This is a genomic window from Gilvimarinus sp. F26214L, assembly GCF_054401055.1.
Genome location: NZ_JBTIYG010000014.1, coordinates 67,942 through 83,603, shown reverse-complemented (window position 1 = coordinate 83,603; position 15,662 = coordinate 67,942). Strand labels below are relative to the sequence as shown.

The following is a 15,662-nucleotide window of genomic DNA, read 5'->3' as shown; positions in this document are numbered from 1 at the left end:
GTGTGCGCCGCCACCCGCGTACTAAGATCCCGGTCGCCCAGAGGTGACGATTCGATAATTTCCATAACAACGAATCGGGTTCATTCACCGCAGTTTCTGATCTCTTCCCATGTCTTCTCCACCGGGACAATCCATTTACAGGAGGTTCTCCATGCTCACGAGACTGACCATATTGAAGGTTGTGCTGCTATTGATAGTCGGCGCTGCGAGCCCTCCGCTGCTCGCGCAGAGTGGCGTTGTTTTTGAAGAAGGTTTCGACAGCGGGACCGGGCTATTCACCGAGAGCGGGCGAGTCTACACCGGCTCCTACGGGGTCCGTATGCGAGGCGGCGCGGGTACCGCCACCATCACCTCCCCGGAGATCAGCACCCAGGGCTACACCGACCTGGTGCTTCGCTTCGAGCGCAGCACGTCCGGTCTCGACAGCGGCGAACAAGGCAGTGCGGCCATCTCCATCAACGGCGGGCCCTTCAGCACGGTCGAAGCGGTGAGAAATGCCTCCGGCAGCACCAGCATCGCACTCGATCCGTCTGCGGAAAACGCCAGTGTCCGGCTTCGATTCAGCCTGAGCGCCAGCTCGTTTTTCGAAACCTTTGAAGTCGATGAGGTCCGTTTGGAAGGAACTTCTGGCGGAGGCGGAGGCGGTGGCGACCTGCCTCCCGCGGGAGATTTCGCGACCTTCGAATCGGGCCAGGTGCGGCCGCTCGCCCTGTCCAGCGACGGCCAGCGGCTTTACGCCGTGAACACACCCGACAATCGAGTAGAAGTCTTCGATGTGAGCGGAGATACGCCGCAAGCCCTGGGGTCCATTCGGGTGGGACTGGAACCCGTGGCGCTTACCCTGCGCAATGACAACGAGCTCTGGGTCGTGAACCACCTGTCCGACAGCGTCAGTATCGTGGATGTGGGCACGTCCCCTGCGCGGGTGATCAATACCCTGCTGGTGGGCGACGAACCCCGGGACATTGTCTTCGGCGGCACCAACAACCAGTGGGCCTTCATTACAGCGGCCCACCGGGGCCAGAACGCGCCCTTCGATCCGCAACTCACCACCGAGGGCATCGGCCGCGCGGATGTGTGGGTGTTCTCCAGCAACAATCCCGGCTCCCGATTGGGTGGCGACCCCGCAACCATTCTGAATCTGTTTGGAGACACGCCCCGGGCCCTGGCCCGAAACGCCAGCGGCAGTCGCGTGTATGCGGCGGTGTTGCACTCGGGAAACCGGAGCACGGTACTGACCGATGACATCGGCGAAGGCGGCATCGACAAGCCACCGCCCTACGAGAGCGCCGACGGTGAGGAGCAGCCCGGGACGGGCCTCATTGTGCAGTACGACGGCGCAAACTGGATGGATAACGGCGACCCGGTTAGCGGCGTGTCTGCACGCAGCTGGGACGACCGGGTGCACTTGAGCCTGCCGGACTACGACGTGTTCACCATTGACACCACCGGCACCCTGCCCCAGGTAATTGGTGAGAGTTCAGGAGTCGGCACTACCTTGTTCAACATGGCCGTCAATCCCGCGAACGGCAAAGTCTACGTCAGCAATCAGGAAGCTTTGAATCTGACCCGGTTTGAAGGTCCCGGCAGCCGTTCCACGACGGTGCGCGGACACTTCGCGGAAAGCCGCATCACCGTCATCGACGGCGGCGCCGTGTTGCCTCGCCATCTGAACAAGCACATAGACTACAACCGCAATCTCGGCACTGCCTCCGAGCGCGAACGCGCTCTGGCCATTCCCCTGCAGATGGCCGTGAGCAGCGACGGAGATGAACTTTTTCTCGTGGCCATGGGTTCCGACAAGCTGGCCCGCTTCGACACCGGGAGCCTGGAGAACGACAGCTTCACACCGTCCGCGGCCAATCACCTGCTGCTGAGCGGGGGAGGCCCCACCGGGCTGGTGCTCGATGAGACGCGGGACAAAGCTTACGTCCTCACTCGTTTCGATAACGGTATCTCCGTTGTGAACACCAGCGGAACGCTCGCCGAAGTGTCCCATCTGAGCATGTTCAATCCGGAACCGGCTGTGGTGAAAAACGGACGGCGCTTCCTTTACGACGCCACCTACACCTCCAGCCGCGGCGATTCATCCTGTGCCGGCTGCCACATCTTCGGCGACATGGATCACCTGGCCTGGGATCTGGGCAACCCCGACGAAACCGTGGTGCGCAACCCTGGCACCTACAACGAGAACATCCCCCTGTTCGGGCGCAACCGCGACCTTCACCCCATGAAGGGCCCCATGACCACCCAGAGCCTCCGTGGCCTCAGGGGAAATGGCCCGATGCATTGGCGGGGCGACCGGACCGGCCAGAGCGCCGACACCAACGAGAGTCTGGAAGAGCAATCCTTCGAAGACTTCATTGTCGCCTTTGAAGGTTTACTCGGTCGGGCCGCGCCCCTGAGTGAGGCGGAAATGGATGCGTTCGCCCACTTCGCCCTGGAGCTCACCTATCCCCCGAACCCGATCCGCAACCTCGATAACAGCCTGACCTCGCAGCAAGCCCAGGGGCAGCAGATCTACAACACCGTCACCTCCGACACCATTACCACTTGCAACGGGTGTCACCGGCTGGATCCGGGCCAGGGGCAATTTGGCACCGACGGAACTCAGGCGATCGAAGGACCGGGCGTTGCGGAGGATATGAAAATCCCCCACTTGCGGAATCTGTATCAGAAGGTGGGCATGTTCGCCGAAAACACCCAGCTCAGCGAGCCCTTCCTGGGCCCGCAGGTTCGCGGCTTCGGTTTCGATAACGCCGGCGCCTCGGGTTCGGTATTTCGATTCCTAAGCGCGGCTGTATTCAGCCTCAACGACGCCGACACGCGGCTGGTGGAGCAGTTCGTTCTGGCTTTTCCGTCGGAGATGAATCCGATTGTCGGGCAACAGGTCACTGTAACCCCGGCCAACCGCAGCCGCAGCGACGTGAGTAATAGGCTGAACCTGCTGGTGCAGCGGGCGATGGTTACAACGCCCGTTCCGGAGTGCGACCTGGTGGCGTCCACAGTTCTGAACGGCGAGGATGTGGGCTGGGTGATGAGCGGCAGCCAATCCTTCATTCCGAGCGATTCGGCGCGCAACGCGCTTACTCTGACTCAATTGCTGGATGCTGCCGAAAGTGAACAGGTCCCAGTGACCTTTACCTGCACGCCGCCCGGCAACGGCACACGCGTCGGTGTGGATCGGGACCTCGACGGTGTCCTGGACAACAACGATGTGTGACAGGGTTTAAGCTCCTTAAGCAGGGTCAAGCCCGGGCAATCACCGGGCTTTTTTGTGTCCGGGTTGCAAACCGTTGAAGGCCATTCGGAAGGAGGCGGCGGAACAAAAAACAAGCAAGCCGCTCCCGCAGTCTGTATACTCGCCAGCCCTCTCCTGAGAGGGCCCCGATTATTCTTCCGCTTCAGGTTCCCGCCTTCATGACGATCCCCGAAACCCCGGCCCCCGCAATCGAATTTGCGGAACTGGGTCTGCCCGAATCCCTGCTCCAGACCGTAAAACAACTGGGTTATGAAACGCCCTCCCCCATCCAGGCCCAAAGTATTCCGGTGCTGCTGCAGGGCAAGGACCTGCTGGGACAGGCGCAGACGGGCACGGGCAAAACCGCCGCCTTCGCCCTGCCCCTGCTCGCCAACCTGAACCTGAAAGATCGCCGCACCCAGGCCCTGGTTCTGGCGCCCACGCGCGAGCTGGCCATTCAGGTTGCGGAGGCCTGCCAGAGCTACGCCCGCAACCTGCCTGGCTTTCATGTGGTTCCCATATATGGCGGCGCGGGCTACAGCCTGCAGCTCAAGCATTTGCGCAGTGGCGCGCAACTGGTGGTGGGTACGCCAGGCCGGGTGATGGACCACATTCGCAAAGGCACGCTCAAGCTCGACAGTTTGCAAACCCTGGTGCTGGACGAAGCTGACGAAATGCTGCGCATGGGTTTCATCGACGATGTGCAGTGGATTCTCGAGCACACGCCCGCGCAACGACAGATCGCACTGTTCTCCGCGACCATGCCCAAGGAAATTCAGCAGGTGGCCAATCGCCATCTGCGCGATCCCGAGCTCATCAAAATCGCCAGCAAGACCACCACCGCCACCGCGATTCGCCAGCGTTACTGGCCAGTGGCGGGATTGCACAAGCTGGATGCGCTGACCCGCATTCTGGAGGTGGAGGAAACCGAAGGCGCGATCATTTTCGTGCGGACCAAGGTGGCCACTGTAGAGCTGGCCGAGAAGCTGGTGGCCCGCGGGTTCGCCGCAGAGGCTTTGAACGGCGATATGGCCCAGGCCCAGCGCGAAAAGACCATCGACCGGATGCGCCAGGGAAAGCTCGACATACTGGTGGCGACTGATGTGGCCGCACGCGGAATCGACATTCCCCGCATCAGCCACGTCATCAACTACGACATCCCCTTCGATACCGAAGCCTACGTCCACCGCATTGGGCGAACCGGGCGCGCAGGCCGCAAGGGCGAAGCCATTCTCTTTGTTGCCAACCGCGAACGGCGCATGCTCAAAGCCATCGAGCGTGCAACCCGCCAGCCCATCGAGGTCATGAACCTGCCCAGCGAGAAGGACATCAACGAGCAACGCGTCCTCCGGTTCAAGCAGCAGATTCAGAGCACCCTGGAACAGAACCAGCTGGATGTGTACCGACAACTGGTGCTGGAATTACAGGAGGAGAGTGAGACGCCAGCCATCGAGATTGCGGCAGCGCTCGCGAAGCTGTTGCAGGGCGACGGCGAACTCCTGCTGCGGGAAGACAAAGTACGCCGGGAGCCGCGTCGCGAATCCGACCGCGAGCGGGCTCCGGCGGAAGACCGCTTCGCCGCACAGGGCAAACAGAAGAAAAAACGCGAAAGCCTGCAGGATCACCGGGCGAAGCCCTTGAAGGACTTCCCGGATGTGAAGATGCAGCGCTTTCGCCTCGCGGTGGGCTATGCCGACGGTGTTCGCCCCGGCCACATTGTGGGCGCGATCGCCAATGAGGCCGAGCTGGAAAGCCGCTACATCGGCCACATCGAAATTTTCGACGACTTCAGCACGGTCGATTTGCCGGCTGACATGCCCCGGGAGACCTTCCAGCACCTCAAGAAGGTCTGGGTGTGTCAGAAAATGCTGAACATCCGCCGAATGGATGATCGGGGAGAAGGTGGGGCGCGGCCCTCCCGGCCCGGGAAGCCCGCCCGCAACGAGGGGAACAAGAAGCCCGGCCCTCGTAAAAGCTTCGAGAAAAAGAAGCGCTCCAAGGCCTAACGGTTAACGAAACGTCCGGCCCCACGGGCCGGAGCCCGGCTGACGGGGCGGCTTTTTCGTCAGCCGCCCTGGGCCCAGTCCCGTGGGTCCAGTTGATAATAGTCGTTCAGTTGGTCGAACAGCTCCCGATGATGCTTGTGGAGCTTGAAAGGTTCTTCAAAAAACGTTTCCGTGGCCACGGCGAAGAATTCCGCCGGATCCGTCGCCCCGTATTCGTCGATAATGCCGCTCCCCTGCTCTTCCTGCATCCGCTCGAATTCCCGCCCCATCACATAGGCCCAGCTTTTGTAAGCCGCTCTGGTCAGAAGCAGGGGGGCGCCATTGGCCGATCCCGACTCGTGGTCCAGCTGATGGGCGAACTCGTGCAGCACAACGTTATACCCATCGCTGAAGTTACTCACCCCGTGTTCCACATTGTCCCAGGCGAGAATCACCTTGCCCGTGTTCCAGGACTCGCCCAGCAAGTCCCGCGTTTCGGTGGAAACCAGGCCAAGTTCGTCGCGCAGTTCATGAACCGCGCGGAATGCAGAAGGATAGATATAGATTGCCCGCAACTCCGGGTATTCGAAACTCGGGCGGTTGAGTATCAGCAGACAGGCCTGGGCGGCGATCAGAATCCGCATGTCGTCGGTGACCTGGAGCCCCGCACACCCCACAAACTCCTTGTTGCGAAGGAAGACTTTGATGAGATCCTTCAGTCTGTCCTGGAGGTGCGCGGGAAGGTGGGAATAGATCGAGAGGCGCTCTTGAAGTACCGCTTCCCATTGCGGGGGAAACTGCTCGCGCAAAATCCGCTGGCGGCGGTAGCGGGGCCAGAAGAACAAGTAAATGGCGCTACCCGTCACCAGCAGGAACAGGCCAAGGTAGATAAGTTCTGTGTTCATGAATCGTCCCGACGAGTGAAGCGGCGAGCTGTAACTCTATTGAGGTCAAACATTTCCCATCGCGCGCTAAGCGCATTGGCGGCGGGCGGCGTCCGTTTGCTGCTGCTGGAGCACTGCGATGATCTCCTCCGGGCAGCGCAACCGTTTGATGGCTTCGAACAGGGGCGCGGCCACCGCATACTGTCGGCGCAAATAGCCCAGCCACTGTTTAATGCGATTGCCCACGTGGCGGGGCTCGTACATCTGCTCGGTGATGCGGGCAAAGCGCACCAGCAACCCGAGGACCTCGACCCAGGCCATGGGCTGACTGCACCCGACGGAGGCTTGCGCTTTGAGCTGCCGGGCCAGGTCGGGGCAGGCCAACAGTCCGCGGCCGAGCATGACGTCGGCGCAGCCGCTTTGCCTGCGGCAGTCCTCGTAATGGGAGGGCGTCCACACTTCGCCGTTAGCGATCAGGGGAATTGGTAGATTTGCGGACACGGCGCTCAGTTCCGACCAGTAGGCGGGCGGCTTGTAACCGTCCACCTTGGTGCGAGCGTGCACGGTCAGCTCCGATGCGCCCGCATCCACCACGGCAGCCACCACATCCCGGAACAGGGAGCGATCCTCGTAGCCGAGACGAATCTTGGCGGTCACCGGGATTTGCGGGGGCACAGCCTCGCGGACTGCGCGGGTGATGGCATGAACCCGCTCCGGCTCGCGGAGAATGACCGATCCACCATCGTTGCGGTTGACCTGCTTTGCCGGGCAGCCGAAATTGATATCGATACCGGGGGCGCCCAGCTCCGCCGCCCGCTGGGCATTGAGCCCCATCACCCCGGGCCGCCCACCCAGCAACTGGAGGTACACGGGAACGCCGCTCGGAGTGCGGCCCCCCTCACGCAATTCCGGGCAGAAACGATAGAACACCCGCGGCGGTAGCCGCTGATCGGTGACCCGGACGAATTCGGTCACGCAGCGGTCGATTCCGCCGATCTGTGTCAGCAAGGCGCGCATGGTGAAGTCCACCACGCCTTCCATGGGGGCGAGCATTATTCTCACGGAACAGGACTATTCTCGAATTGCGGGAGGTTCTGGTGATTATACGGGCGCGGTCCGGGATCCGCCATGTCCGGACCCGCTGCCCGCCAAAAGCCGTTTTGACAGATTCAGGAACGGCTGAGATCAACGGCTCGCGCCGGTTTCCTCCATGAGTTCCTGAGTTGCTACCTGAGTCCCGTACTTGTACAGGTAGTTGTTGTATTCGCTGATACTGATCCGGCCATCGTTATCCGTGTCCATGTGGCTGAAGTGCTCATGGAGTTCCTCTCCATCCGATTCCTCACGGGTGATGTAGCGGTTTCCATCTTCGTCCACATCCTCGAAGGGGCTGTCGATTTTGGGCAGCAGCTCCGGATTGGTGACCACGTCGGGGTCTTGATCAAGGCGCTCGCGCAGTTCGGCCTGGGGCAACTCTTCGGTTGGGATCGGCTCGCCCAGCAACGGGTCTTCTTCGGCAATGTAGCGGACGAACTCCTCGCGGCTGAGCGCTTCGTCCTTGTCCTTGTCGATGGCGTCGAAGTGATACTCGACGTTTTCGTGCTCGGCTTCAGCCCGGGTAATGTGCCCGTCTCCATCTTTATCAAGGCTTTCAAAGTCCCGGGTGAGGGGTTGGCGAGGCGTTTGGGGCTGCGGCTCCGGCTGCTGGGCCGCAACGCCCCCGGCTGCAAGAATCGCAGTGGCTAGAATACAGTACCGTCTCATTGCAATCTCCTTCACCCGTTAACGATTGCCCCACCATTGGGGTGCAGCACCTGCCCCGAGATGTAACTGCTGTCTCTGCTGGCCAGGAACACATAGCAGGGCGCTACTTCCACGGGTTGTCCGGGGCGGTCGATGGGTTTGCTCTGGCCGAAGTTTTCCACCTGCTCGGCCGGGAAGGACGCGGGTATGAGAGGCGTCCAGATGGGCCCGGGCGCTACCGCGTTCACACGAATACCATCTGCCAGCAAGCGCATGGAAAGTGACCGCGTAAAGGACACAATGGCGCCTTTGGTGGTCGAGTAATCCAGTAGCGCGGGGTTGCCCTTGTACGCGGTAATGGACGTGGTGTTAATGATGGAGCCCCCATGCTGCATGTAGGGCACGGCGGCCTGAACCATGTAAAACATGGAGAAGATATTGGTTTTGAAAACGCGCTCGAGTGCCTGAGGGGTAATGTCGTCAAGGGAGTCGCGGATGTGCTGTTCACCGGCATTGTTGACCAGCACGTCCAACTGTCCAAATCGCTCCAGACATGCTTTCACCGACTGATGGCAGAACTTCGAATCACCCACGTCCCCTGCCAGCGGTTCGCATTCCTTCCCGTAGCCGCGCACAGCGCGCTGCGTCTCCGCAGCGTCTTCGTGTTCTTCCAGATAGGTAATGAAAACGTTGGCACCCTCCTTGGCGAACGCGACTGCCGTTGCACGGCCAATACCGCTGTCGCCGCCGGTAATGAGAGCCACCTTGCCCTCCAGCCTGCCGCATCCCTTGACGTCCGGGTCGTCATAGATGGGCCTGGGCTCCATCTCGCCTTCTTTACCGGGCTGCCTCTCCTGATGCTGGGGCGGAATATCCTTGTCGTACTCGCTCATGCCTGGGCCCTTCAGTAATTCGAGTGCTCAAGCTGGTTGGTGCAAGTTCTCTGCCAGCGCCCCCTGCAGGTCAGCGGCCCCGCTTCCAGTCATGGTAGCGCTTCAGCCACCGCAGCACGGTTTGCGGTGCATGGGCCCGCTTCCAGGCCCCCGCCACAAACTTGTTGGCCTCGGCGAAGGTGGGGTAGCTATGGATGGTTCCGAGCATCTTGTTCAACCCGATGCCGTGCTTCATGGCCAGCACGAACTCAGCCATCAGATCGCCTGCGCGCTCGCCCACGATGGTTGCTCCCAGGATCCGGTCTTTTCCCGGCACGGTAAGAACCTTGATGAATCCTTCCGTCGCGCTGTCGGTCACGGCCCGATCGAGTTCGCTGATTTCAAAGCGGGTGAGTTCATAGGCGCGCCCCTGATGTTTCGCTTCCTGTTCATTCAAACCCACCTGCGCCACTTCCGGGTCGGTAAAGGTGCAGCGGGGAATGACGGTGTAGTCCGCGCGGAATTTGTTGAATTCACCGAACAGGGCGTTGACTGCCGCATACCACGCCTGGTGGGCGGCAGTGTGGGTGAACTGAAAGGGGCCAGCCACATCGCCGGCCGCATAGATGTTCGGAAACAGCGTCTGCAGGTAGTCGTTGGTGAGGATTGTGGATTCCGTATTGACTCCGAGCTCTTCCAGCCCATAGCCACTGAGCCGCGCCTTTCGCCCCACCGCGCAGAGCAGCGCGTCGAAGGCAATCGACTCTTCGCCACGGCCGCGGTCCACAATCAGGAACCTGTCATCCCCGCGCCGCTCGCAGCGCAATACGGTGCAGCGGGTGATCAGGTCTACGCCGTCCCGTTCCATGGCGTGAGTCACCTGTTCGGCCACGTCCTCATCCTCACGGGGCAGAATGCGGGCGGACCGCTCCAACTGAATAACGCGGCTACCGAGCTGACTGAAGGCCTGGGCCAACTCGCAGCCCACAGGGCCGCCCCCGAGCACCACCAAACGTCGCGGCGCTTCCTCCAGAGCGGCGAAGGCGTCCCACACCGTGTCGGTGGTGACGTAGTCCCCTTCTTCCATGCCGGGAATTTCCGGTACCACTGGCGCCGCCCCGGCCGCCACGATGATGGCGCGGGTGGTGAGGCGCTGCTCCTCGCCGTCCGGCAATGTCACCTGGACGGTCCAGGGATCAACAATGCGCGCATGCCCCTGCAGCACGTCCACCCCCATGGCGGTGTAACGCTCCACGCTGTCATTGGGCTCGATCCGGGCGATGCTGTCACGGATGCGCGACATGACCCGCGCAAAGTCGATAGCGGGCTCCACGGGCTCCAAACCATAGCGCCGGGCGTGACGCATTTGCCGGGCGACTGTCGCAGTCTTGATCAGTGCTTTGCTGGGCACGCAACCGTAATTCAGGCAGTCGCCTCCCATTTTGTGGGCTTCCACCAGAGTAACCTTGGCCTTCACGGTGGCGGCAATGTAAGCACTCACAAGGCCGGCAGCGCCCGCGCCGATCACGATGAGATTTCGATCAAAGCGCGAGGGCCGACGCCAGGCCCCATAGACTCCGCGTTGGAAAAAAGCGTCGAAAAGTCCACCAGCGAGCATTTTTGGGTCCTTGGTTCGTTATGCGAAAGCCTGAGAAACGGCGGTAAAAAGGAACGCGCCGGCCGTCAGCCGGGTCGTATCTTGCGGCGCTCAAGATGGGCGATCACCCTCTTGCTTAACAGGGGTAACAATCCAATCAATGCAAAACTGGCAATCAGGCCCGGCGAGAGTATGTCGCCAGGGCTCTGGACCTGGGCCAACCGGGTGCCGGCATTCACGTACACCGCGGTGGCCGGCAGCATGCCCACCTGGCTGACCCAGTAGAATGTGCCGGCGCGGATCGGAGTGAGGGCCATGACCAGATTGATCAGGAAAAAGGGGAAGACCGGCACCAGGCGCAATGTGAAAAGGTAGAACGCCCCTTCTTTCTCGATGCCCCGGTTGACGGTTTGCAGCCGATCCGAAAACCGGTGCTGAACCCAATCGTGAAACAGAAAACGAGCCACCAGGAAGGCGAGCGCCGCTCCCAGACTGGAGGCGAACGACACCAGCAAGGTTCCCCACCAGAGGCCGAAAAGGGCGCCGCCAGCGAGAGTCATCACCGTGGCGCCAGGCAGAGACAAGGTGGCGATCAGCACATACAGTGCAAAGTATCCCAGGCTGACCAGCCACGGGTTGCTTTGGACCCAGCTCTCGAGCTGAGCCTGTCCCTGCTGCAAGCGCGCGAAACTGAGCCAATGGTCAAGATCAAAGACAAAGAACAGTACAAGAGCAGCCGCGACCAGCGCGACCAGGATCAGGCGTTTTTTCATTTGAACTTATGCCGTTACTACTGCCGCAGCAGCCCGCAGGTGAGAGGGTTCGCCGCAGCGGCGCGGTGAGCGCCGCTGCAGTGATCAACAGGAGGGATTATAAAGAGGAGAGGCTGAAAGGTCAGGGTAGATCTTCGGCTTCAATCGCGGCCCGCACCTCCCGGAGTACACGCTGGATCTTGCGGGTGTTTTCCGGGCCCATGCGAATCAGCAGCTTCTGACTCCCAGGCAATTCTTCCAACTCGGGATCCGCAAACTGGTAGTGCACTTTCGGCTGCACCAGAATGGGCTCGTCCTCGAGCACGGGCGCCGCCAGCATGGAATCAATTGCTCTGAGGGTAACATCCTTGAAGCTGCCGCTGGCCACCCCGTGCTGGGCATAGGCTTCCTCCAGCAAGGGATAAAAGCGCTTGTAGGTGGCCGCCAGGTTGCGCGGATCCACCGCTTCAATCACGCTGACGTACTTGTCATAGCGCGCATAATTCTCGGGAGACAGGCGGTAGCGCTGCCCCTGGTCTTCTGTGGGCGGCTCGTCCAGTTTTTCCGCCACGAAGGGAGTATCCGGCGAATCCACCGGCCGATACTCGTGCACCACGTCCCCACCCGCGAGGGCAATCAGCGCACGAACGGACTTGGGAATCACGTTATCCGGCACCATGATCTCGCGGAGTTCCGTGGACGGTGCCAGTTGTTCTGCAGCGGCAATGGCCACCTCGTCGCTTTGCGCAAGTTCCGGAAGAGGTTCCGGCTCGGGTTCCGGTTCTGGCGCAGGGCTTGGTTGCGCGGGCTCCGGCTCCGGCTGTGGCTCCGGTTCAGGCGCCACCGGCGGCGGTGTCTCGGGTTGTGACAGCGCGGGAGGCGCTTCCTCCGGCGGCTCGTCGGAGGCCATTTGCCAGAGGAGCACAATCGCCACCACCACCGCCGCTGCCAGAAGGAGGAGCTTGATCAGATAGGGACTGTTCTTGCCAGAATCTTCATTCGCCATGGGAATCTGCCCCTTTTTAATTTGAGAATTGTCCGAAGTCCGGTGGGTCCATAGCCTTCCATGAGACAGATCACTGTGACTTCACGAAAGGCACGCAGTTCACTGTGACGACAGAATAACCTTTGCTGGCTCGGCCCCGAAGCTCCTGTGCCCCGCCGGCACGGGCCCGGTCAGTTCTCGATCACCAGCAGATAGCCTTCACTGGCGCGCGGCTGGTCCACGGACCAATCCAGGAGTTTGGCACCGAACTTTTTCCGGCAGCGCTTGGCCAGTTTGAGAAAGGGGCCGCGGCCGGGGTCTGCGATGACAATGGTGGACACGCCCTCCTCGCACGCCTTGCGGATCACTTTGTACAGCGGGTCGATCAGCTCGTCCCAGAAGCAGATGTCGCCCCCGGCGATCAAGTCCTGCTTGGCGAGGGTCTTGCGCTTGATGTCTTCGAAGCGTTTCTCCCGGGTCTTGATCTTCACTTCGTTGAGCGCGGCGTGAACCTTGAGATAGGGGAACACATTCTTGTCCGCATCCACCGCGGTTACTTTTGCACCGAAGCGAGAGGCGCAGTAAATGCTCAGCAACCCCCAGCCGCAACCGATTTCCATTACCCGCGCTTTTTCGGGGAGGGGGTGCTTCTCCAGGTAGTCGATGATGAAATAACTGGAGGGCCAGACCTTGTCACCGTGAATCTCGGGACTGGGAATTCCCTTCCGCAGGCGCTTCATGATGGGATGTTTCTTTTTGAAGAGATAGACGCCGTTGGTTTCCCGAATGTGCTCCAGTGTTGTGGTCGCAGCAACTTCTGTCATGGAATCAGCCTTGGGGAATTTGTCGAAAGAAGTATTGTGATCAGAGCCAGGTGATTATCACCGGCTGACTTTTACAAATCAACCAGCGAGTTGCCGCGTTGATCACAAGATGTATTTCATCCAACAGGTTCATCATGTTTCCGGTACGGCACCAACATCCCGGGATGCTCATTGAGCCGATGATGCGGTACCATGTGCAGCGCCTCCAAGGGCCACTCCATTCGATTGCACCTGTGTGAATGAACCCCATGCTTGAAAAGAGTCCGGCTCTCGACCTTCCGCTCCCGTCTGCGAGCGCCCGCAGTGGCAATCGACCGATCACGCCGAAGGAACTCAGCTGGCTTTCCTTCAACGAGCGGGTGCTGCAGGAAGCCGCCAACCCGGAGGTGCCACTGATTCAGCGCCTGCGCTACCTGGGCATCTTTTCCAACAATCTGGACGAGTTCTTCCGCGTGCGGGTTGCGGACGTGAGCAGACTGGCGGACTTTACCCGCGAGCCTCACCGGAAGAAGTATTACCAGACACTTCTGCGCGAGATTCAGAGCGAAACCCTGCGCATCCAGCACAAGTTCGATCGTTGTTACCGAGGTGTGCTGCGGGCGTTGGCTCGGAAACATATTTACCTGATCAACGAACGGCAGCTAACCCGGGAACAGGGGCAGTTCGTTGCCGATTTCTTCACAAACCGGGTACTGCCGGAGCTCGATCCGGTGCTGCTCGATGTCCGGCGCTCGATTCCACCTCTAGCGGACGGCAGCCTGTATCTTGCGGTCAGAATCCGATCCGGCGAAGCAGTGCGTTACGGCCTGGTCGAGGTGCCGACGGATCGCGTCGAGCGCTTCATCGAGATCCCGCAACGGGAAGGTTGCGAGGGGAGAGTGTTCATCGTCCTGGAAAACGTCATTCGCCACTGCATCGGGCAGATGTTTCGCGGCGTCATTTCCATCGACCGCATCGATGCCCATGCGTTCAAACTGACCCTGGACGCCGAGCTGGAACTGGGCGAGGAGATCAACCAAAGCCTGATCAACCGGGTCGCTGCGTCGCTACGAAAGCGCGAACGCAACGCCAAGCCGGAGCGCTTCGTTTATGACCGCGACATGCCCGAGGACCTGCTCAGCTTCCTGATACGCAAACTGAAACTCGGGAAGTACGACAGCATCATGCCGGGCGGACGCTACCACAACGCCAAGGATTTCATGGACTTCCCGCGCCTGGGGCCCGCGCGTCTGGAGTACAGGGCGATGCCGCCGCTGCCGGTCCCGGAACTGAGCGGTGAGGGGGAAAACATCCTCGAGCGGATTCGCAACCGCGACATACTGCTCTACTACCCTTACCACTCCTTCGATAGCACGCTCGATCTGCTCAAAACCGCGGCCGTTGATCCAGCGGTACTGAGCATTCACATCAGCCTGTATCGCGTTGCCAGGCACTCCCGCGTGGTGGACGCGCTACTCAACGCGCGACGAAATCACAAGGTAGTCACCGCGGTTGTGGAACTGCAGGCCCGCTTCGACGAGGCGGCCAACATCAACTGGGCGCGACAGCTCGAAGAGGGCGGCGTGAATGTCATCTTTGGCGTGCCGGGTTTGAAAGTACACAGCAAGCTCATCCTCATCCGTCGCAAGGAGAAGGGGACTGTTCGCCTTTACAGCCACATTGGCACCGGAAACTTCAATGAAAAAACCGCGGCCCTTTACACGGACCTGAGCCTGCTCACCTATGACCAAGCCATTGGCCGAGATACGCAAAAAGTTTTTGACTTGATCTCATCCCATGGCAATCGACGCCATTACGAGCGCCTGCTGGTGTCGCCGCACACGACCCGAAGCGGATTACAGGAGCTGATCTCCGCCGAGACAAGGGCGGCGCACGCCGGCCACCCCGCGGCCATCACCCTCAAATGCAACAATCTGGTGGACTCCAGGATTATCGAGCTGCTGTATCGAGCGAGCGGGGCCGGAGTTCGCATCCGCATCATCTGCCGCGGCATGTGCTCACTGGTTCCGGGCGTGCCGGGCGCTTCGGAAAACATCGAAGTGATCAGTATCGTGGATCGCCTTCTCGAGCACGCGCGAGTTTACATCTTTCACAACCGTGGCGATCCGCTTTATTACATCTCCTCGGCGGACCTGATGACCCGCAACCTGGATTATCGGGTTGAAGTCACCGCGCCCATCCGCGACCCGGCCCTGAAACAGCGGATCCAGGACATCGTCGACATTCAGTGGTGCGACAACAGAAAAGCGCGCCAGGTCGACCGCGGCCTTCGCAACCGCATTCACGATTCGGGGATCGCGGGATCGCTCCGCTCACAGGAAGCCATACACAAGTACCTCCGCAGGGGCAAAGTACCCCCGACGGTTGAGCGACAAAGAAGGCGCTGGTCGAGCACGCTCGCGAATTGCAAACAATAGCGAAGAGAGGACTTGCAGGCACGGGCCGCGCTCTTTACCCTCCCGGATCATGCCTGGTCGAAAATTGGTACCGGGCACAACCAGACAGCCCACACGCCGCGGATCACATTCGGGCGGCAGGAGGCAGGCCATGAAAGCATCGGAATTTCTCAAAAAGCACGAAGAACGCAAAGCTCGGGAAGAGGCAGGGGAGCAGGGGGAAACTCGCGATCACTCGCTTCAGGAGAACGCCCGTGACCGTGCGCGTCATCCGGACCACCTTAACGCCGGAACACCCTATGACTGGGAGGACCTGGAAGCGTACCAGCGCGAGCTCAAACGCCTGGATGAGGAAGGGCCCGGGACGAGAGAGGAGGACTGAG

General features: G+C 60.7%; 12 protein-coding genes. 4 read left to right on the top strand and 8 right to left on the bottom strand.

Features of this window, described 5'->3' with window-relative positions; genetic code table 11:
- Positions 1 to 151 precede the first annotated feature (151 nt).
- Both ACURWW_RS14505 and ACURWW_RS14500 read left to right on the top strand, forming a co-directional pair.
- Positions 152 to 3,223 carry a hypothetical protein gene (locus ACURWW_RS14505; RefSeq protein ID WP_445618160.1) on the top strand — a complete coding sequence of 1,024 codons (3,072 nt, stop codon included), beginning with the start codon at positions 152 to 154 and terminating at the stop codon, positions 3,221 to 3,223.
- A 197-nt stretch (positions 3,224 to 3,420) separates the two neighbouring features.
- A complete protein-coding gene (locus ACURWW_RS14500) occupies positions 3,421 to 5,247 on the top strand; it encodes a DEAD/DEAH box helicase (protein ID WP_445618161.1) in 1,827 nt (608 codons plus the stop codon).
- Between the two features lie 59 nt (positions 5,248 to 5,306).
- Here ACURWW_RS14500 and ACURWW_RS14495 read toward each other — a convergent pair whose 3' ends face one another.
- The 8 genes from ACURWW_RS14495 to ACURWW_RS14460 all read right to left on the bottom strand — a co-directional run bounded on the left by ACURWW_RS14495 (position 5,307) and on the right by ACURWW_RS14460 (position 12,883).
- Positions 5,307 to 6,131, bottom strand: a complete 825-nt coding sequence (locus ACURWW_RS14495; RefSeq protein WP_445618162.1) for a M90 family metallopeptidase — start codon at positions 6,129 to 6,131, stop codon at positions 5,307 to 5,309.
- 66 nt (positions 6,132 to 6,197) lie between these two features.
- Positions 6,198 to 7,163, bottom strand: coding sequence for a tRNA dihydrouridine synthase (locus tag ACURWW_RS14490; RefSeq protein ID WP_445618163.1), 966 nt, complete (start codon positions 7,161 to 7,163; stop codon positions 6,198 to 6,200).
- 132 nt (positions 7,164 to 7,295) lie between these two features.
- Positions 7,296 to 7,874 (bottom strand): EF-hand domain-containing protein, encoded by a 579-nt coding sequence (locus ACURWW_RS14485; RefSeq protein WP_445618164.1) that lies wholly within the window; start codon positions 7,872 to 7,874, stop codon positions 7,296 to 7,298.
- Between the two features lie 11 nt (positions 7,875 to 7,885).
- Complete coding sequence (locus ACURWW_RS14480) at positions 7,886 to 8,746, bottom strand: SDR family oxidoreductase (protein ID WP_445618165.1); 861 nt, start codon at positions 8,744 to 8,746, stop codon at positions 7,886 to 7,888.
- A 70-nt stretch (positions 8,747 to 8,816) separates the two neighbouring features.
- On the bottom strand, positions 8,817 to 10,343 hold the full coding sequence (locus ACURWW_RS14475) for a dihydrolipoyl dehydrogenase family protein (protein WP_445618166.1): 1,527 nt from the start codon (positions 10,341 to 10,343) through the stop codon (positions 8,817 to 8,819).
- 65 nt (positions 10,344 to 10,408) lie between these two features.
- Positions 10,409 to 11,095, bottom strand: a complete 687-nt coding sequence (locus tag ACURWW_RS14470) for a TVP38/TMEM64 family protein (RefSeq protein ID WP_445618167.1) — start codon at positions 11,093 to 11,095, stop codon at positions 10,409 to 10,411.
- A gap of 121 nt (positions 11,096 to 11,216) precedes the next feature.
- On the bottom strand, positions 11,217 to 12,080 hold the full coding sequence (locus ACURWW_RS14465; RefSeq protein WP_445618168.1) for a DUF3014 domain-containing protein: 864 nt from the start codon (positions 12,078 to 12,080) through the stop codon (positions 11,217 to 11,219).
- Between the two features lie 170 nt (positions 12,081 to 12,250).
- On the bottom strand, positions 12,251 to 12,883 hold the full coding sequence (locus tag ACURWW_RS14460) for a class I SAM-dependent methyltransferase (RefSeq protein ID WP_445618169.1): 633 nt from the start codon (positions 12,881 to 12,883) through the stop codon (positions 12,251 to 12,253).
- 248 nt (positions 12,884 to 13,131) lie between these two features.
- Between ACURWW_RS14460 and ppk1 the strand changes: the two genes are divergently transcribed.
- Positions 13,132 to 15,300: a polyphosphate kinase 1 gene (gene ppk1, locus ACURWW_RS14455; protein WP_445618170.1), complete on the top strand. Its 2,169-nt coding sequence runs from the start codon at positions 13,132 to 13,134 to the stop codon at positions 15,298 to 15,300.
- 130 nt (positions 15,301 to 15,430) lie between these two features.
- The gene (locus ACURWW_RS14450; RefSeq protein WP_445618171.1) at positions 15,431 to 15,661 is read left to right on the top strand and encodes a peptidase S14; all 231 of its coding nucleotides are present in this window, start codon (positions 15,431 to 15,433) and stop codon (positions 15,659 to 15,661) included.
- The last annotated feature ends 1 nt before the right edge of the window (position 15,662 follow it).

Coding starts and splice junctions, on each gene's coding strand:
- ACURWW_RS14485 (WP_445618164.1), bottom strand. CDS start 7,874: ATGAGACGGTACTGTATTCTAGCCACTGCGATTCTTGCAGCCGGGGGC.
- ACURWW_RS14490 (WP_445618163.1), bottom strand. CDS start 7,163: ATGCTCGCCCCCATGGAAGGCGTGGTGGACTTCACCATGCGCGCCTTG.
- ACURWW_RS14500 (WP_445618161.1), top strand. CDS start 3,421: ATGACGATCCCCGAAACCCCGGCCCCCGCAATCGAATTTGCGGAACTG.
- ACURWW_RS14475 (WP_445618166.1), bottom strand. CDS start 10,343: ATGCTCGCTGGTGGACTTTTCGACGCTTTTTTCCAACGCGGAGTCTAT.
- ACURWW_RS14460 (WP_445618169.1), bottom strand. CDS start 12,883: ATGACAGAAGTTGCTGCGACCACAACACTGGAGCACATTCGGGAAACC.
- ACURWW_RS14505 (WP_445618160.1), top strand. CDS start 152: ATGCTCACGAGACTGACCATATTGAAGGTTGTGCTGCTATTGATAGTC.
- ACURWW_RS14450 (WP_445618171.1), top strand. CDS start 15,431: ATGAAAGCATCGGAATTTCTCAAAAAGCACGAAGAACGCAAAGCTCGG.
- ACURWW_RS14480 (WP_445618165.1), bottom strand. CDS start 8,746: ATGAGCGAGTACGACAAGGATATTCCGCCCCAGCATCAGGAGAGGCAG.
- ACURWW_RS14495 (WP_445618162.1), bottom strand. CDS start 6,131: ATGAACACAGAACTTATCTACCTTGGCCTGTTCCTGCTGGTGACGGGT.
- ppk1 (WP_445618170.1), top strand. CDS start 13,132: ATGCTTGAAAAGAGTCCGGCTCTCGACCTTCCGCTCCCGTCTGCGAGC.
- ACURWW_RS14470 (WP_445618167.1), bottom strand. CDS start 11,095: ATGAAAAAACGCCTGATCCTGGTCGCGCTGGTCGCGGCTGCTCTTGTA.
- ACURWW_RS14465 (WP_445618168.1), bottom strand. CDS start 12,080: ATGGCGAATGAAGATTCTGGCAAGAACAGTCCCTATCTGATCAAGCTC.